Annotated in this window: 13 protein-coding genes; 7 read left to right on the top strand and 6 right to left on the bottom strand. The window is 58.5% G+C overall.

Annotated features, from left to right (window positions below; all coding sequences use genetic code 11):
* Window positions 1-5: 5 nt before the first annotated feature.
* The 3 genes from zapE to PverR02_RS04590 form a co-directional block, all read right to left on the bottom strand.
* Window positions 6-1,100 carry a cell division protein ZapE gene (gene zapE, locus PverR02_RS04600; protein WP_046384701.1) on the bottom strand — a complete coding sequence of 365 codons (1,095 nt, stop codon included), beginning with the start codon at window positions 1,098-1,100 and terminating at the stop codon, window positions 6-8.
* Window positions 1,101-1,179: 79 nt separating this feature from the next.
* The gene (locus PverR02_RS04595; RefSeq protein ID WP_079442856.1) at window positions 1,180-2,538 is read right to left on the bottom strand and encodes a tryptophan--tRNA ligase; all 1,359 of its coding nucleotides are present in this window, start codon (window positions 2,536-2,538) and stop codon (window positions 1,180-1,182) included.
* A gap of 24 nt (window positions 2,539-2,562) precedes the next feature.
* Entirely contained in the window at window positions 2,563-3,192 is a 630-nt protein-coding gene (locus PverR02_RS04590; protein ID WP_026139827.1) for an alpha/beta hydrolase, read from the bottom strand.
* Between the two features lie 147 nt (window positions 3,193-3,339).
* On the opposite strand from PverR02_RS04590, the gene PverR02_RS04585 reads away from it, so the two are divergent.
* Window positions 3,340-3,777, top strand: coding sequence for a YhcB family protein (locus tag PverR02_RS04585; protein WP_003171734.1), 438 nt, complete (start codon window positions 3,340-3,342; stop codon window positions 3,775-3,777).
* 198 nt (window positions 3,778-3,975) lie between these two features.
* Here the strand turns inward: PverR02_RS04585 and PverR02_RS04580 are convergent, their stop codons facing one another.
* The 3 genes from PverR02_RS04580 to PverR02_RS04570 all read right to left on the bottom strand — a co-directional run bounded on the left by PverR02_RS04580 (window position 3,976) and on the right by PverR02_RS04570 (window position 7,616).
* Complete coding sequence (locus PverR02_RS04580) at window positions 3,976-5,700, bottom strand: ABC transporter ATP-binding protein/permease (RefSeq protein WP_079442855.1); 1,725 nt, start codon at window positions 5,698-5,700, stop codon at window positions 3,976-3,978.
* A 100-nt stretch (window positions 5,701-5,800) separates the two neighbouring features.
* A complete protein-coding gene (locus PverR02_RS04575) occupies window positions 5,801-6,361 on the bottom strand; it encodes a response regulator transcription factor (RefSeq protein WP_004372278.1) in 561 nt (186 codons plus the stop codon).
* Window positions 6,354-7,616 (bottom strand): ATP-binding protein, encoded by a 1,263-nt coding sequence (locus tag PverR02_RS04570; RefSeq protein ID WP_017845431.1) that lies wholly within the window; start codon window positions 7,614-7,616, stop codon window positions 6,354-6,356. The genes PverR02_RS04575 and PverR02_RS04570 overlap by 8 nt, the downstream gene beginning before the upstream one ends.
* 204 nt (window positions 7,617-7,820) lie before the next feature.
* On the opposite strand from PverR02_RS04570, the gene PverR02_RS04565 reads away from it, so the two are divergent.
* The 6 genes from PverR02_RS04565 to PverR02_RS04540 all read left to right on the top strand — a co-directional run bounded on the left by PverR02_RS04565 (window position 7,821) and on the right by PverR02_RS04540 (window position 18,749).
* Window positions 7,821-8,531 (top strand): SIMPL domain-containing protein, encoded by a 711-nt coding sequence (locus PverR02_RS04565; RefSeq protein WP_079442854.1) that lies wholly within the window; start codon window positions 7,821-7,823, stop codon window positions 8,529-8,531.
* A gap of 393 nt (window positions 8,532-8,924) precedes the next feature.
* A complete protein-coding gene (locus tag PverR02_RS04560; protein WP_227778784.1) occupies window positions 8,925-11,696 on the top strand; it encodes a hypothetical protein in 2,772 nt (923 codons plus the stop codon).
* A 92-nt stretch (window positions 11,697-11,788) separates the two neighbouring features.
* Window positions 11,789-13,390: an ABC transporter substrate-binding protein gene (locus tag PverR02_RS04555; RefSeq protein ID WP_079442853.1), complete on the top strand. Its 1,602-nt coding sequence runs from the start codon at window positions 11,789-11,791 to the stop codon at window positions 13,388-13,390.
* Between the two features lie 258 nt (window positions 13,391-13,648).
* The gene (locus PverR02_RS04550) at window positions 13,649-15,277 is read left to right on the top strand and encodes an ABC transporter substrate-binding protein (RefSeq protein WP_026139828.1); all 1,629 of its coding nucleotides are present in this window, start codon (window positions 13,649-13,651) and stop codon (window positions 15,275-15,277) included.
* Between the two features lie 363 nt (window positions 15,278-15,640).
* Complete coding sequence (locus PverR02_RS04545; protein WP_371928142.1) at window positions 15,641-17,185, top strand: ABC transporter substrate-binding protein; 1,545 nt, start codon at window positions 15,641-15,643, stop codon at window positions 17,183-17,185.
* A 169-nt stretch (window positions 17,186-17,354) separates the two neighbouring features.
* Entirely contained in the window at window positions 17,355-18,749 is a 1,395-nt protein-coding gene (locus PverR02_RS04540; RefSeq protein WP_079442852.1) for an OprD family outer membrane porin, read from the top strand.
* The last annotated feature ends 46 nt before the right edge of the window (window positions 18,750-18,795 follow it).

Here is an 18,795-nt window from a genome sequence, read left to right as displayed (position 1 = left end):
CGTGCTTAGGGTTTGTGCGCCCGCGACAGGAACTCGTGGGATTGCATCTCCAGCAGGCGGCTCAGGGTGCGCTGGAATTCGAAGTTCAAGCGACCGCCGGTGTAGAGGTCCTTGAGCTCGACTTCCGCCGAGATGATCAACTTGACGTTGCGGTCGTAGAACTCGTCGACCATGTTGATAAAGCGGCGCGCGATGTCGTCGGTGCTGACGCTCATCTGCTCCACGCCACTGAGGATCACGGCGTGGAAGATCTTGCCCAGTTCGATGTAGTCGTTCTGGCTGCGCGGGCCGTCGCACAGTTCGCGGAAGTCGAACCAGGCCACGTCATCGCAGGTACGCAGCGCGATGATTTGGCGGTTTTCGATGATCAACTTGTCGTTTTCCACCGCCTGGGTGCATTCCGGCGTGAGGGCGCGGAAGCTTTTGCGCAGGCTATCTTGCGCCGCGTCGTTGAGCGGGAAGTGGAACAACTCCGCTTGCTCCAGGTGCCGCAGGCGGTAATCGACGCCGCTGTCGACGTTGACGATCTCGGTGTTCTGCTTGATCAGCGCAATGGCTGGCAGGAAGCGCGCGCGTTGCAGGCCGTCCTTGTACAGGCCATCGGGCACGATGTTCGAGGTGGCGACCAGGGTCACGCCGTTCTTGAACAGCTCTTCCATCAGGGTGCCGAGGATCATGGCGTCGGTGATGTCGGAGACGAAGAACTCATCGAAGCAGATCACCCGCGCCTCTGCGGAGAACCGCTTGGCGATGATGGTCAACGGGTTTTTCTCGCCCGGCAGGGTTTTCATCTCTTCATGGACGCGCTTCATGAAGCGGTGGAAGTGCGTGCGGACCTTTTCCTTGAACGGCAGCGCTTCGAAGAACGTGTCCACCAGGTAGGTCTTGCCGCGACCCACGCCGCCCCAGAAGTACAGGCCCTTGACCGGCGTGCGATCTTTCTTGCCAAACAGCTTGCCGAGCATCCCTGGCTTACTCTGCGAAGCCGCGACCAGGTCTTCGTACAGACGCTGCAAATGACGCACCGCCGTTTCCTGGGCCGCGTCATGGAAGAATTCAGGGCGTTTCAGATCAGCTTGATATCGTTCTAGGGGCGTCATAATTTCGTTAGCAAGGCAACAAAAACGGGCCGTCACTGTAACGACGGCCCCGGATAATGGCAATCAACCCTTGGTCGGGTTAATCCTCGAGGGGGGTCAGCGCAACGCGCAGGGCTTCGATGGCGGCATCTCGTTCCGCCGCGCCAGCGTAGATCGCCGAACTTTCGGCCACACATTCACCGTCGAGCCAAACATTGAAGCCAAACGCTTCGCTGCGAATATCCAGGGTTTGACCCGATTGCAGTTTCTTGGTCACCGCACCAGCTGCTTTACCATCGGCAAAATTGCGCGACAGCAGCAGTTGCTCGCCATCGGCCGCCAACAGGCGGAAGCGGAAGCTGCCGTCGTCTTCGCGGAAACTCACGAAGCGCGCGGCTTTCGCGGCCTTTTTCTTGGTGCTGACCGGCGCCGCGGCCTGGTTGACGAACGAACGCAGGCCAACGGCCTCACGCAGCTCGGCGAGGAACGGCGCGGCCACGGCGCGGGCTTTTTGGGCGCCGATCAGCAGCAGGTCTTCCATGTCCGCCGGGCGCGACATCAATTGGTGGTAACGCTCACGGGCTTCACCCAGTTGCCCGTCCAGCAGTTGGAACAGACGGTTCTTCGCCTCGCCCCAGCCCAGGCCTTGCAGCAACTCGGCGCGGAATTCCTGTTCCTGGGCCTTGCTGGCAAACGCCTGGTACAGGGTGAACAGGTGCGAATTGTCCGGGTCCTTCGCTTCGCCGGGCGCGCGGGAGTCGGTGACGATCCGCGAGATCGCGTCTTTCATGTCCTTGGCGCTGGTGAACAACGGGATGGTGTTGTCGTAGCTCTTCGACATCTTGCGACCGTCCAGGCCCGGCAAGGTGGCGACGCTTTCTTCGATCACCGCCTCGGGCAGGGTGAAGAACTCTTTACCGTTGCCGAACAGGTGGTTGAAGCGCTGACCGATGTCGCGGGCCATTTCCACGTGCTGGATCTGGTCGCGGCCCACCGGCACCTTGTGCGCGTTGAACATCAAAATGTCCGCCGCCATCAGCACCGGGTAGCTGTACAGGCCCATGGTGATGCCCGCATCCGGGTCTTCGCCGTTTTCCACGTTCTTGTCCACCGACGCCTTGTAGGCATGGGCGCGGTTGAGCAGGCCCTTGGCGGCGACGCAGGTCAGCAGCCAGGTCAGCTCGGGGATCTCGGGAATGTCGGACTGGCGATAGAACGTCACCCGGTTCACATCCAGGCCACCGGCCAGCCAGGTCGCGGCGATTTCCATACGCGAGCGCTGGATGCGCTGCGGGTCATCGCATTTGATCAGGGCGTGGTAGTCGGCCAGGAAGTAGAAGGAGTCGGCATTGGCGTCCTGACTGGCAAGGATCGCCGGGCGGATCGCACCGGCGTAGTTGCCCAGGTGCGGCGTGCCGGTGGTGGTGATGCCGGTGAGGATACGGGTACGAGTCGTCATGGGTAATCGCTTATCAGACTGCTATCAATTCGAGAGGCGCGGCAGCACCAGATCCTTGAGATCGGTGAGCTTGCCATGAAAAAAGTGTCCGCATTCTGCCACTTTCAGCAGCTCATGGGGGCGTTTCAGGGCGGCGGACCAGTCGTAGACGCATTGCGGGTCGACCACTTCGTCGGTTTCCGGCTGGATCAGGGTCAGCGGGCAGTTCTGCGGCAGCAGGTCGGCATCGCCCAGGCGCATCACCGCGGCGGCGACCATGAACAGGTGCGCGAGCTTTTCGCCCTTGGCTTCCAGACGGCCGCCGAGGCTGGCGGCGACATAGCCACCAAACGAAAAACCGAGCAAGGTGATCGGCAGGTCGGGGTGTTTCTTGCGCAACCAGGTGGCGGCCGCTTCGGCATCGTCCACTTCACCGCTGGCCATGTCATGGGTGCCGGCGCTGGCACCGACGCCACGGTAATTGAATCGCAAGGTGATCAAACCGGCATCGCGGGCGGTGCGTTGCAGGGTCGAAACAACTTTATTGAGCATGGTCCCACCCTGCACCGGGTTAGGGTGGCAGATCAGCGCCAGGCCACGTGGCGCGGGCTGATCCAGGTACAGGGCTTCCAATTGGCCTACCGGGCCATCGATCAAAACAGGGGTTTCACGCATGAGCAAGGAATGAACTCCGTGACCTCTCAAAGGGTCGACTCGTCTAGCTAAAAGTCTGTGCATGGCATCATTGCGAGCTTAATCGCGGTATACAGCGCAGGTCCGAGCCGTTAACGTAAAGCAAAGCCGTTTATAGAGGAAGGACTCGTGGAACACTCGCTCTTAGTTTGGTTGTTGCCGACTCTTGCCCTGGTTGCCGGTGTCGCCATTGGATTCCTGGTTGCTCGCTTGCTGCCGAATGCCGCGCCTAACCGCACGCAGCGTCAGTTGGATGACATTCAGGAACGTTTTGACAGTTATCAGAACGAGGTTGTTACCCACTTCAACAGCACCGCGACCCTGGTCAAGAAGCTCACCCAGAGCTACCAGGAAGTACAGGATCACCTCGCCGACGGCGCCAACCGCCTGGCGCTCGACGACATCACCCGTCAGCGCCTGCTGGCCGCGCTGCATTCCGATGCACCGCAAACTCCACGGGAACGCCTGACCCCGCCACGGGAAAACCAGGAGCCGCCACGGGACTACGCGCCAAAAACGCCGAACGCCCCTGGCATGTTGGATGAGCATTACGGCTTGAAGAAGTAAGTCTTTTCAGGCGCTGTAAAAAAGCCCGGCTGATCGATGATCAGCCGGGCTTTTTGTTGGGCCTCAATCTCCAGACCAGCGGGGATGCCATTGTGGGAGGGAGCTTGCTCCCGATAGCGGCGGATCAGTTGATATATAGGCTGACTGACACACTGCTATCGGGAGCAAGCGCCCTCCCACACTGACCGAGGACGGCCCTCAGGACACGGGTTGTTCTTGCAGGTGGCCGCTTTCGATCCGCACATGCCGCCCATGGAAGCGCTTGAGGCTGCTGCGATGGCCGACGCTGACGATGCTCAGCCCCGGCAGCTCATCGATCAACGCCTGGTACAACGTCGCCTCATCCTCTTCATCCATGGCCGATGTCGCTTCGTCCATGTACAGCCACTGCGGTGCGAACAACAACGCACGGGCAAAGGCCAGGCGCTGCTGCTCGCCGGGCGAGAGCATGCGCTGCCAGTGGTTGGCTTCGTCCAGCCGCGCGACCAGATGCGGCAAGCGGCAGGTTTCCAGGACCTGTGCATAACGTTCGTCCATGTACACGCCGTCGTCCTGTGGATAACTCAGCGCGGCCTTCAACGTGCCGATCGGCAGATACGGCTTCTGCGGCAGGAACAGGTAACGCGCCGCCGGCAGGCGGATGCTGCCATGGCCCGCCGGCCACAGCTGGCCCATGGCACGCAGCAACGTACTTTTACCGCTGCCGGAACGCCCGCTGAGCATCAGGCGCTGGCCCGGCTCGACGACCATGTCGGCGCCGGCGAGCAAGTGGCGGCCATCGGCCAGGTCCATGCCGAGCTTCTCTACCACCAGGCGCTCGCCTTCCGGGCGCACGTCGATGGCCGCAGGGCGCTGTTCGTTATCGCTCATGGCCTGCTGGAAACTCAGCAGACGATCACTGGTGGCGCGCCAGCTGGCCAGATCCGTGTACGCGCCGATAAACCAGCTGAAGTTCTCCTGGACGTTGCCGAACGCCGAGTTGATTTGCATCAGCTCGCCCAGCTCGATCTTGCCGGTGAAGTAGCGCGGCGCGGCGACGATGAACGGGAAGATGATTGCGATCTGGCTGTAGCCGGCGGTGAAGAAAGTCAGGCGCTTGGACACTTTCATGATGTCCCAGAAGTTATGCCAGACCCGGCCGAAGCGTTGGCTCAAACGGCGATTTTCGTTGGGCTCGCCGTTGTACAAGGCAATGCTCTCGGCATTCTCGCGGACCCGGACCATCGAGAAGCGCAAATCCGCCTCGAAGCGTTGTTGTTGATTGTTCAGCCCGATCAAGCGACGCCCGATCAGGTGCGTCAGCCAACTGCCCACGGCGGCATAGAGCAATGCACACCAGAACATGTAGCCGGGAATGGTGATACCGAACACTTCGATGCTGCCCGACACACCCCACAGGATGATCGAAAACGACACCAGGCTGACCACATTGCGCAGCAGACCCAGGCCGAGGCTCAAGCTGCTGGAGGTGAAGTTATTGAGGTCTTCGGAGATCCGCTGGTCCGGGTTATCGGTATAACCGCCCTGCTCCAGCTGGTAGTAGTTTTTGTCGCTGAGCCAGCGTGCGAAGTGTTTTTCGGTCAACCAGGCCCGCCAGCGGATGGTCAGCATCTGGGTCAGGTACAAGCGATAAACCGCACCGAGGATGGCCACCGCAGCGATGCCGCCGAAATAGCCGATCAGTTGCCAGAAGGCCGCCGTGTCCTTATGTTCCAGGGCGTTGTAGAAATCCTTGTACCAGTGGTTGATCCACACGGAGATCGCGACGCTGAACAGCGACAAACCAATCACCGCCAACAACAGCAACCATGCCTTGCCCTTTTCTTCACTGCGCCAATAGGGCGTGATCATCGCCCAGGTTCGGCGAAAAAAGTGCCCACGCACCGCGTCGTTGACCGCGGAATACTCAGCGTTCTGATTCATCGTTCAGGCTCGGTAGGAAATAGATGGCAGGCGTTTGAACCGATCATAGAGCATCGGTTCAAGGCGCCGTGCGGCCTGAAGTAGATTGTTCAGCCGGCGTTCAGCGCCGTACCGGGCGCTTCTGCAGCTTGCGTTGCAGGGTACGCCGGTGCATGCCCAGCGCGCGGGCGGTGGCCGAGATATTGCCTTCATGCTCGGTCAGCACGCGCTGGATGTGTTCCCACTGCAGGCGGTCCACCGACATCGGGTTTTCCGGCACCAGGGTGTCGAGGTCGGCATGCTCGGAGAGCAAGGCGGCCAGCACGTCGTCGGCGTCCGCCGGTTTGCACAGGTAGTTGCAGGCGCCACGCTTGATGGCTTCGACAGCGGTGGCAATGCTGGAATAACCGGTGAGGATCACCACACGCATTTCCGGATCGAGTTCGAGCAGCTTGGGCAGCAGCACCAGGCCGGAGTCGCCGTCCATTTTCAGGTCGAGCGCGGCGTAGTCCGGCAGGTCGGCCTGGGCGATGCTCAGGCCCTCTTCCGCGGAGCCCGCGGTGCTGACGCGGAAACCGCGACGGCTCATGGCACGCGCCATGACGCGGGTAAAGGTAGCGTCATCATCTACCAGCAACAGGTGCGGCAGTTCTTCGCCTTCGACTTGGATCTCATCACTCATCGATATCTCCTCGTGCGACACGGGGCAGGCGCAGCTCGGTGAGCGTGCCGCCTTCCTCATGACTATAGAGCTTCACTGAGCCGCCCGCGCGGGTCACGCTGGCCTTGCTCAAAAACAGGCCGAGGCCGAAGCCTTTGCCCTTGGTGGTAAAGAAAGGTTTGCCGATCTGCTCGGCAATAGCCAGCGGCACGCCTGCGCCGTGGTCACGAATGCTGATGGTGAGGTTTTCCGTGTCCCAGTCCAGCTGCACTTCCAGGCCTTCGGGGCAGGCATCGGCGGCATTGTTCAACAGGTTGAGCAGGGCCTGGGTCAGGTCCGGCGGCGGCGCCATGCGCGGCACGCTGCCCTGCCCCAGCAGGTGGAAACGGTAACTGGCTTCGGGGCGCATCAGGTGCCAGCGGTTCAGGGCTTCGTCGAGCCACTGGGTCACGTCCTGCATCTCCACCGCCAGGCGGCGGTTGGCTTCGGCGGCGCGCACCAGTTGCTGCAAGGTTTGCTTGCACTGCTTGACCTGCTCGCGCAGCACGCCGAGGTCTTCTTGCAGCGCCGGATCGTGGTGGTCCTGGGTCATTTCGTTGAGCAGCACGCTCATGGTCGCCAGGGGCGTGCCCAACTCATGGGCCGCACCGGCGGCCTGGGTCGCGACGGCCAGCAGTTGCTGGTCGCGCAGGCCTTCTTCGCGGCGGATGGCGCGCAATTCTTCCTGGCGGCGCAGTTCTTCGGCCATGCGCGCGGCAAAAAAGGTGATAACTGCGGCGGACAGCGCGAAGCTCAGCCACATCCCGTAGATCTGCAGGTTTTCCCGGGCGATGGGGAACGTCTGCAACGGGTAGAACTGCGCCAGCAGCAAGGTGTACAGGGTCAGGGCAATGCCGGAGAGTATCACCGAGTAGCGCCACGGCAAGGTCACGGCCGCGATGGTCAAGGGCACCAGGTAATACGAAACGAACGGATTGGTGGAACCACCAGAGAAATACAGCAACACACTGTGGATAAACAGGTCGCAGGCCAACTGCAGGGCGTATTCCAGCTCGGTCACCGGCCAGGTGGTACGCAACCGGATGGCGGTAAACGCACACAACACGGTGGAAAAACCCAGGGTCACGCTCAGTTGCAGCCACGGCAGCGGCAGCAGGTCGAACCAATAGGCAAGCCCGACGGAACCGGCCTGCGCGGCCAATACCAAGGTGCGAATGAACGTCAGGCGCCAGAGGTTCTGGCGGGTGGCGGAAGTCAGTTTTACGGCGGCGAGCATGAGCTCTCCCGGTGAGCGCTGCAGGCGGATCGGCAGGAGTATAAACGAAGCCGACCGGCAGACACGGCGCGTGTGGCTCTTTGACGCAGGCGCGCTGAATGACCGTTCGTCGGCACTGCGACAACTTGTAGTGAATGTGTAAACCCGAAGAACCCGGCACCACCGTCTACAGTCATACCGATACGAACATTCCAAGGAGCTTCCATGTCCCGTTTCATTCGCAACGCAGCCGCTCTCACCCTCAGCGCCAGCACCCTGGCCAGCCTCCCGGCCGTCGCCGCCGATGAGTTGCATTACAACCAGATCGCCCTGCGCGCCGAAGTCAGCCAGGAAGTGGCCCGCGACAAGATGATCGTGACGCTCTATACCGAATCCCAGAACGCCGACCCCGCCAAGCTCGCCGCCGACATCACCACCACCATGAACCAGGCCCTGGGCCAGGCCCGCGAAGTCAAGGCCGTGACCCTGCGTCAGGGCAGCCGCAACAGCTACCCGATCTACGACAATAAGAACCAGAAGATCACCGGCTGGCGTGAACGCGCCGAACTGCGCCTGGAGAGCGGAGACTTCCCGGCGCTGTCCAAGCTCACCGGCGAGTTGCTCAACACCCTGAAAATGCAAAACATGGAATTCGCCATCGCTGACACCACGCGCAGGTCCAGCGAAGACGCCCTGCTCAAGGACGCGGTCAGCGCATTCAAGGCTCGCGCCCAACTGGCCACCGATGCGTTGGGCGGCAAGGGTTATAAGATCGTCAACCTGAACTTCAACACCAATGGTTATCCACAACCTTACGCACGCGGCGGGATGATGATGAAAGCCGCCATGATGGATTCGGCGCCGACGCCGGAAGTTGAGGCGGGGACCAGTCAAGTGAGCATGAGCGCCGACGGGGTCATCGAAGTCTTGCAATAAGTCTTATCAACAAAAAAACGGCGCGGCCCGACAAGGCTGGCGCCGTTTTTTTTCGCGCGCAGTTTCATTCAACTCATCTAAACATTTTGAATCAGAAGTGGGTCGCTCATATCTTGGCATAAGACTTCTTTCTAAAGTTGTAGCCCCCCATAAAGCTACTGTCATTACGTCACGGAGCATAAAGCAGGCATGGGAACCTTTAGTAGCCATGCCGCCACCCAGTTATAAAGACTTCATCCGCCGCCCTACAGCACTCATGTAACTCAACAGCACTTAGAGAAAAACCAAACCACTGAAAGGCGCCATAAAGCAGTGTCGCGTATCGAATGCTATTGCTTCGCGCCAGATAATTAACCTCATGAAACTCATGAATAAAATCAGCCGAGAATAAATATGTGTCCGTCATCCCTACCGCCACTTGCCGTCACTACCAACGCTCCGTTTATCCCGCCTACTCCTGTACATAATCGTCAAAAACGAGAAGTTGAGACCTCAACTTCGTCACAAACTAATACGCCTCAGGGAACGCTTGGCGTTTCAGCGGGCGACACACCGATTAAAGGTCCTACGCCTGAAAACGAATTTGATTTTTCCAAGCAAGTCATTTTTGGATCAGTCTCCCCTTCTCCACCAACGGCGAGCTATACGCAGCGGGAGCGCACGCAGCGCATTGATGCCTATGCCGGGCGCGTCGTCACACAGACAAATACGATAGAACGTGGTAACGAAGGCGAACGCAACATCAAATTTCAGAAGACCCGCCAGTTCCTCGAACCTGCCGGTTACTTTAGCGGAGGGTTAATGGCGGCCGGGTACGACCCGCATGAAAAAATCACAGTGACGTTCACCTCCTACAAAGGGGTCGGAAAACCCGAGGTGCTGACCGACACCGAAAAACGCACTTACTTTGCATGGGAAATCGCGGCGGGTGCTTTTGCGCACGACAAAGTGCAGCGAGGAGGCCCGCTCAACTTCCAGTTCATGGAGATCGAGCCACAAGACCGCAGCAAGGTCGCCGACTTGGAATTGCACGGGCAGAATCTTCAAAATCATTGGACACATGAAATAGCCAAGCCCATGAGCCACGAGTCGGGAGCACTGGCGATACGTTCAGGGAAAGCAGACGCCTATGTTGTACGGGGCACCTTGCAGAGCCTGACGAATAATAAAGACAGTTTTGAAAAACTCACGCCTGCCAGCCAAGCGGCCGTAAAGCGTACATTAGAAAATAATGCACAAGTCATTATTCCCAACATCTACGGCTATCCACTGGCAGGCTATGCATTTATTCCTCATACCCCTTTTGACGGCAATTATGAGCATCGGCCCAACAAGGGTTTGATGCTTGATTTGAAGAACGGCGCAGTTCGTGAAATACACGGCGATGCGGATTTTGCCAACTGGGCAAAAGACAACCGGGAAAATGTGCAGCGCAGTTTCAACGCCAGCGACCGGCAAGGCGGCACAGATGCACATTGGCCCAAGGCGGGGGACGTACTCAACAATTTGATTGTCGACCCTCATGCAACCTACCCAGGGTATTCCAGTATATTCGCCGATAAAGCCGTGCCAGTGGCAGAGACATTCAACTATACCGAATCGCGAGGTGGCGATTACCGGTTGAAATACGGCAATCTGGATTCGGGTCTTGCAGGTAAATACCAAGAGGTGAACACAAACAATTCAGTATGGTCCGACCAAACTGAGGTGTTTGGTTCCACGCAACAAAGCTGGAAGGCTGCGAAGGACTTTTGGGGTAATACTTTCGGTTATATCCCCGTCGTCGGCAACGCAGGCAATATTTTTTTCGGCGCCCATGACTCGATCTATGGCATGACCGCCAATGATCGGGTTGGCGGCACTGCCGCAGCGGTGATATCAACTCTGCAACTGGGACACGAACTTGCGACAATAGGGCTGGAGTCTGGTTTAGGCAAGACCCCGGTCGTTGAACGCTACAGCTGGGAATATAACGAGCGTTCGAACGACATTGATTTGGTGCGAACCCCCAAGGTATCGAGCAATGACGCTGAAGTTCCGCGTTCCCATACTCTAGAGCCTGAGGTCAACTTGTTGCGCCCCAGCGAATCGGAGAATATCAGCGAGCATGCAATGCCGAACGGTGAGCAACTTATTGAACATATCCAACCCAATGCGAAAGGCATTTATCAGGTCAAGAATGAAACCAGCGGTGAGGATCAATGGTTTATCCGCTATACCGACGGCACAGGTTCGAGCAACGTGTATGAGATCAGAAGCGATTTCAAACTCAGCGACAATTATGTTCAAGTCATTAACCCAGGCACTCGCAAACCCGTGCTGACGGTCCATGCTGCAGGTGCTGGGCAGTGGAAGTCCGCGAGTGGCGATGGCGGAGTGAAATGGCCATGGCAGCGCTCGCCTTCGCCAACCCCCAGCACCGAATCAACATCCACCCCCAAGTTCTCAGAGCGCTTTGTTGATGATAAGGGCTCGAAAATTCTCGGCGCCGAGAAGTTTGACGACTACTTGAACCTGGACGAAAGCAAAAACTACCGATTCTACGACGACGTGTACGAAGAAGGCTCAAACATAAAAAGAAAACTGTCTGTTTCCTGGACAATCGACGACGGTAATTTCGCCGTCACCGAAGGAGAGAGAGCCAAACCTGACACTGGATACTCCGAAAGTTTTGCGCCTGACTTGAACCGAGAAATTTACTCCATCATAAAAAGAGAGAATGGTCATATCGTGCGAACCGAACTTGATTTCAGGGGAGGCGAAGCACATGAAACCATACAAAGCAGGCTGGCCGTACTTGAAGAGACTATTCCCGACGCTGATCTGAGAGCGCGTATTTCAGAGGTGGCTCACCAAGGCGCCACGCATCCAGCCTATCTGGAATTAATGCCACCGCAACTTAAAGACAACTACGGTGTTTCGGCAGGTCAAAAACATTTCATCATAGAGTATGATCCTTCACTGAATACGCACACTGTCAAGGCCACGACCAAATGGGTTCTTAAACTCAGAACCGAAGACGGCACAGTACCTAATCGAGACTTGGATATCACCAGCACGCGGGCATTCACGATACGTGAAAGTAATGAACTGAGTGGTGACACTTACACCATCGACCCGTCCGCGCCAACCCTGATTGAAGTGTCGACGCCAACACATATATAAGTGAGCCCCTACCTGATAAACCTGAACGGCGGTAACCTCGGGGACCGCCGTTTTCGTTTGGGCAGCCATACGCCGCCACTTCAGGGGTCTCCATGGAAAGAACCATCTTCAAACCGCTGCTCCTCGCCGCCGGCCTGCTGGCCTTTATGCCCATGGCCCAGGCGGCCAGCACCCTGGTCTACTGCTCCGAAGCCAGCCCCGCCGGCTTCGACCCCAGCCAGTACACCAGCGGCACCGATTTCGATGCCTCCGCCGAAACCGTGTTCAACCGCCTGACCCAGTTCAAGCGCGGCGGCACCGAGGTCGAACCCGGGTTGGCGACCCTTTGGGAGGTCTCCAACGACGGCCTGACGTACACCTTCCACCTGCGTGATGGCGTCAAGTTCCACACCACCGACTTCTTCACGCCCACCCGCGACTTCAACGCCGATGACGTGTTGTTCACCTTCAACCGCCTGCTGGATGCCGACAGCCCGTTTCGCAAGGCCTACCCGTCCGAGTCGCCGTATTTCACCGACATGGGTTTGAACACCACGATCAAAAGCGTCGACAAACTGGACGAGCACACCGTGCGCTTCAGCCTGAACAACGTCGATGCCTCGTTCGTACAGAACCTGGCAATGAGTTTCGCCTCGGTGCAATCGGCCGAGTACGCCGCGCAACTGCTGAAGACCGGCAACGCCGCAGACATCAACCAAAAACCGGTGGGCACCGGGCCTTTTGTGTTCAAGCGTTACCAAAAGGACTCGCAGATTCGCTACGTCGCCAATAAACAGTATTGGAAACCCGAGGATGTGAAGCTCGACAACCTGGTGTTCGCGATCACCCCGGACGCCGCGTCGCGCCTGCAGAAACTCAAGGCCGGCGAATGCCAGGTCAGCGGTTACCCGCGCCCTGCCGACATCGAGGTGATGAAACAAGACCCTAACCTGCGCGTGTTGCAGCAAGCAGGGTTCAACCTGGGTTTCCTGGCCTACAACGTGACGCATCCGCCGCTGGATCAACTCAAGGTGCGCCAGGCCCTGGACATGGCCATCGATAAACCGGCGATCATCAAGGCCGTGTACCAGAGCGCCGGGCAACTGGCGCAGAACGCCTTGCCTCCGGCGCAGTGGTCTTATGACCCGACGATCAAGGATGCCCCCTTCGACCCGGCCAAAGCGCGGGCGCTACTAAAAGAAGCAGGGGTTGCACCCGGTACGACCATCAACTTGTGGGCGATGACCGTACAACGCGCGTCCAATCCGAATGCGCGAATGTCGGCACAAATGATCCAACAGGATTGGGCCAACATCGGCATCAAGGCCAACATCGTCAGCTATGAGTGGGGCGAATACATCAAGCGCGCCAAGAATGGCGAGCACGATGCGATGATTTACGGCTGGACCGGCGACAACGGCGACCCGGATAACTGGCTCGGCGTGCTCTACAGCTGTGCCGCGGTGAAGGGCAGCAACTACGCCAAATGGTGTAACCCGGCCTACGACAAGCTGGTGCAACAGGCCAAGGTCAGCAGCGACCGCGAGCAGCGTATCAAGTGGTATCAGCAGGCACAAAAAATCCTTAAAGAACAAGTACCTATAACGCCTATTGCGAACTCGACGGTTTTCCAGCCACTTCGCAAGGAAGTGCGGGACTTCAAAATCAGCCCCTTTGGCCTGACGCCGTTCTACGGCGTGAGTCTCGATAAGTAACAGCAACGCCCCAATCGAGTGCATAACACGCCTCGATTGGGCCTTTTTGGTGCTCATGCGGCACCGAAAAAGCCCTCCAAATGTACGCATTTATGTCGAAACTTTCATATTTGCGACATTCTTGTACGTTCGTACCACTCTTTCATCCTTGCAACCGTTCAGCATCTTGCAATGGGTATGGCCCCTGCATAAGTATCCGCAGGCCGACTCACGAGGTCGCCCTCACTACCAAAAATGACAACAAATCATGAGGCCAACATGCTTAAACACGCAGTCATTCCGTTACTTGTTAGCGCTGGCCTTATGGCCGCAGCGCCTTTCGCCCAAGCGGCGACTAACCTGGTGTTCTGCTCCGAAGGGAGCCCGGCCGGTTTTGATCCAGGCCAGTACACCACCGGAACAGACTTCGATGCTTCGGCCGAAACCATGTTCAACCGTCTGAGCCAGTTCGAACGTGGCGGCACCGCCGTCGTTCCTGGCCTGGCCACCAGCTGGGACGTGTCCCCGGATGGCCTGACGTACACCTTCCACCTGCGCGAAGGCGTCAAGTTCCACACCACCCCGTACTTCAAGCCCACTCGCGAGTTCTCGGCCGACGACGTACTGTTCACCTTCAACCGGATGATCAACAAAGACGATCCGTTCCGTAAGGCCTACCCCACCGAGTTCCCGTACTTCACGGACATGGGGATGGACACCAACATCAAGAACATCGAGAAAGTCGATGCCCACACCGTCAAGTTCACCCTTGGCACCGTGGACGCCGCCTTCATCCAGAACCTGGCGATGAGCTTCGCGTCGATCCAGTCGGCCGAGTACGCCGCGCAACTGCTGAAAAACGGCACGCCGCAGGACATCAACCAGAAACCTGTCGGCACCGGCCCGTTCGTGTTCAAGAGCTACCAGAAAGACTCGAACATTCGTTACACCGGCAACAAGGACTACTGGAAACCTGAAGACGTGAAGATCGACAACCTGATCTTCGCCATCACCACCGACCCGTCGGTGCGTATCCAGAAGCTCAAGAAAAACGAATGCCAGATCACCCTGTTCCCCCGTCCGGCCGACCTCAAGGCACTGGGCGACGACAAGGACTTGAAACTGCCGCACCAGGCCGGTTTCAACCTGGGCTACATCGCCTACAACGTCATGCCGGTGCTCAAGGGCCAGACCGCGCCTAACCCGCTGTCCGACCTGCGCGTGCGCCAGGCGCTGGACATGGCGGTGAACAAGCAGCAGATCATCGACTCGGTGTACCAGGGCGCGGGCCAATTGGCGGTCAACGCCATGCCGCCGACCCAGTGGTCCTACGACACCACCATCAAAGATGCCCCGCACGACGTGGCCAAAGCCAAGGAACTGCTCAAGGAAGCCGGGATCAAGGACGGCACCGAGATCACCCTGTGGGCCATGCCGGTCCAGCGTCCGTACAACCCGAACGCCAAGCTGATGGCCGAGATGCTGCAGAACGACTGGAAACAGATCGGCCTGAAGGTCAACATCGTCAGCTACGAATGGGGCGAGTACATCAAGCGTTCCAAAGGCGGCGAGAACCAGGCCATGATCATTGGCTGGAGCGGCGACAATGGGGACCCGGACAACTGGCTGAACGTGCTGTTCGGCTGCGACTCGCTGGCCGGTAACAACTTCTCCAAATGGTGCGACAAGAAATTCGACGGCATCGTGAAAGAAGCCAAGGCCACCTCGGATGTCGCCAAACGCACCGAGCTGTATAAGCAGGCGCAACACATCCTCAAAGATGCAGTCCCGATGACACCTATCGCGCACTCGACGGTGTATCAACCCATGCGCAACACCGTACAGGACTTCAAGATCAGCCCGTTTGGCCTGAACTCGTTCTACGGCGTGAGCGTCAGCGGCAAGTAAGGACCAATCGCGGCGACGTTTCATAACGTCGCCGTTATTGCATCCGCCAGGCCAGTAGGAAACAGACCACATTCGCGCTCGCTGCCGTCCTACGGCAATGAACTTCGATTCGCGGCTCCGTTGCCTACAAGGTCAGTCAGATTTTGCGCATTTACTGCGAAGTCCTCGACCCCTAACGTCGTAGGACAGCAGAGGCTCCAATCTGATGGGCACTTGCTGTGCGTGGAATCAGTGATGTCCCCCTGGCCGTATGCCGGGGGGATTGCTCGCTGATGACAACTACAAACAAGGATCGGGATCGTCATGCGCCATACCACCGTTCTATCCGCAATTTTTGGCACCAGCCTGCTGGCTGTGGCCACGATGGGCCACGCCGCCGAAAAAAAGAGCCTGGTGTTTTGCTCTGAAGGCAGCCCGGCGGGCTTTGACACCGCGCAGTACACCACCGCCACCGACAACGATGCGGCCGAGCCGCTGTACAACCGCCTGGTTGAGTTTGAAAAGGGCGCGACCAGCGTCGTACCGGGGCTGGCAACCAAGTGGGATATTTCGCCAGATGGCCTGACCTACACCTTCCACCTGCGCGAAGGGGTGAAATTCCACAGCAATAAAGAGTTCAAGCCCACGCGGGACTTCAACGCCGACGACGTGTTGTTCACTTTCAACCGCATGCTTGACCCCGACCATCCGTTTCGCAAGGCCTACCCCACCGAGTTTCCGTACTTCAACGGGATGAGCCTGAACAAGAACATCGCCAAGGTCGAGAAAACCGACCCGCACACCGTGGTGATGACACTGAACACGGTCGACGCGGCGTTCGTGCAAAATATCGCCATGAGCTTTGCCTCCATTCTGTCGGCCGAATACGCCGAGCAGTTGCTCAAGCAGGGCAAGCCCAGCGACATCAACCAGAAGCCGATCGGCACTGGCCCGTTCGTCTTCCAGCGCTACCAGAAAGACTCGCAGATCCGTTACGCCGGCAACAAACAGTACTGGGACCCGAGCCGGGTCAAGCTCGACCAGTTGATCTTCGCCATCAACACCGACGCGTCGGTGCGCGTGCAAAAGCTCAAGGCCGGCGAATGCCAGATCACCCTGCATCCGCGTCCGGCGGATGTCGACGCTCTCAAGGCCGACCCCAAGCTGCAACTGCTGACCAAGCCAGGTTTCAACCTCGGCTACATCGCCTACAACGTGCGCCACAAACCGTTCGACCAGCTCGAAGTGCGCCAGGCGCTGGACATGGCGGTGAACAAGCAGAGCATCCTCAACGCCGTGTACCAGGGCGCGGGGCAACTGGCGGTCAACGCCATGCCACCGACGCAGTGGTCTTACGACGACAGCATCAAAGACGCCGCCTACAACCCGGAAAAAGCCAAGGAACTGCTCAAGGCCGCCGGCGTGAAGGAAGGCACCGAGATCACCCTGTGGGCGATGCCGGTACAACGGCCGTACAACCCCAACGCCAAGCTGATGGCCGAGATGCTGCAGAACGACTGGGCCAAGATCGGCCTCAAGGTCAAGATCGTCAGCTACGAGTGGGGCGAGTACATCAAGCGCACCAAGAACGGTGAGCACGATATCAGCCTGATCGGCTGGACCGGCGACAACGGCGACCCGGACAACTGGTTGGGCACCCTCTACAGCTGCGACGCCATCGGCGGGAACAACTACTCCATGTGGTGCGACCCGGCATACGACAAGCTGATCAAGCAAGCCAAGGTCGTCACCGACCGCGAACAACGGACTGTTCTGTACAAACAGGCACAGCAACTGCTCAAAGCGCAGGTGCCGATCACGCCAGTCGCCCACTCGACGGTCAACCAACCGTTAAGCGCCAAAGTCGAAGGTTTCCAAGTGAGCCCCTTCGGCCGCAACGTGTTCTCGGGCGTCAGTATCACCCCATAAGAAAATAACCGGATTGCGGGGAGTGGATAACACTCTCCGGCAAACTTGCAGCCTTCTGTTGGGAAATTTCCTACAGCAAACGTTTGCAAATGCTTGAACGAGTTACACACCAATAGCCGGATCACCTAAAAGACCGGCATAAAAAAAGAGAACCAAAGGAGCTTCACCCATGAAACTGAGCAGCACAGCGCTTCTGGCCCTGGCCATCAGCAGCATCACGGCGACCGCTTACGCGGAAACCCAGAGCCAGGACTTCGTTCCCACCACACTGGCCGGCACCAGCGCTCAAAGCGAAGCCAAGGGTTTTATCGAGGACTTCAGCCTGGGCGGCACCACGCGTAACTGGTACTCCCATGAAAGCAAGTACCGTGGGGGCACCTTCGAGTACAAGAAGCACGGCGAAACCCGCACCGACCGCAATCGTACCAACTGGGTACAGGGCACCATCCTCAACGCCAGCTCGGGTTTCACCCAGGGTACCGTGGGCGTCAAGACCGAATTGGCGGTCTACAACGCACTGGTCCTGGACCGCAGCAAGCGTGACATCAAGGGCGGCTCCAACCGTACCCTGGCCGACTCCAACGGCGATGCAGTCGACCAGTGGAGCAAACTGGGCCTGGCCAACGTGCAGTTCCGCGTCTCCAACACCACCCTGACCGCCGGTCGCCAGAACTTCAGCAGCGGCATCGTCGATACCATCGGCAACCGTGCGCTGCCTTCGAGCTTCGAAGGGGTGAGTTTCAACAGCGAAGAGTTCAGCAACCTGTCGTTCCAGGGCGGCGTGTTCGACCGCGTTTCGCCACGTACCGAACAGAGCCTGTCGAAATTCCGCAGTGAATACGGCAACGGCGCTGAAACCGACAAGGTGTCGACCCTGGGCCTGAACTACCAGCCGCTGAAAAGCCTGAAAACCAGCATCTTCGCCGCCAACGTCAAAGACTTCTGGAACCAGTACTACTTCGGCGCGACCCATGAACTGGGCGACAGCTCGGTATTGGGCCTGACGACCGGCCTGAACTACTACAAGACCGTCGACGAAGGCAAAAAGTTGATGGGCGAAATCGACAACGACACCTACTCGCTGTCGCTCGGCCTGACCCACCAGGCGCACAGTCTGACCTTCGCGTACCAGGCAGTGAACGGTAACGAGTACTTCGACTACCTGCACGAAACCAACGGCATCTACCTGGCCAACTCCCTGACCTCGGACTTCAACGGCCCGAACGAGAAGTCCTTCCAGATCGCCTACGCCATCAACATGGCCGAATACGGCGTGCCAGGCTTGAAGTTCAACGCTTACTCGGCGCGCGGCTGGGGCATCGACGGCACCCACTACACCGGCAACGGTGGTCGGGCCAAGTTCGCCTATGACGGCATCCAGAGCCAAGACGGCGAAAAACACCAGGAATACGGTGTAGGCGCCTCTTACGCAATCCAGAGCGGCCCACTCAAAGCCACGGCCATTCGTGCGACCTACGTTGAGCACCGTGGCAGTGAGTTCCAGTCCGACGGCAGCATCAAAGAGTTCCGTTTGGTCACCACCATCCCGTTCAACATCCTTTAATCAGCGCCAGGTAGACGGCGGGCTCAGGACGAGCCCGCCCTCTACG

The organism is Pseudomonas veronii, from assembly GCF_002028325.1.
GTDB classification, from domain to species: domain Bacteria; phylum Pseudomonadota; class Gammaproteobacteria; order Pseudomonadales; family Pseudomonadaceae; genus Aquipseudomonas; species Aquipseudomonas veronii.
The sequence above is the reverse complement of the archived record's forward strand: the minus strand, read 5'-3'. Positions and strand labels throughout refer to the sequence as shown.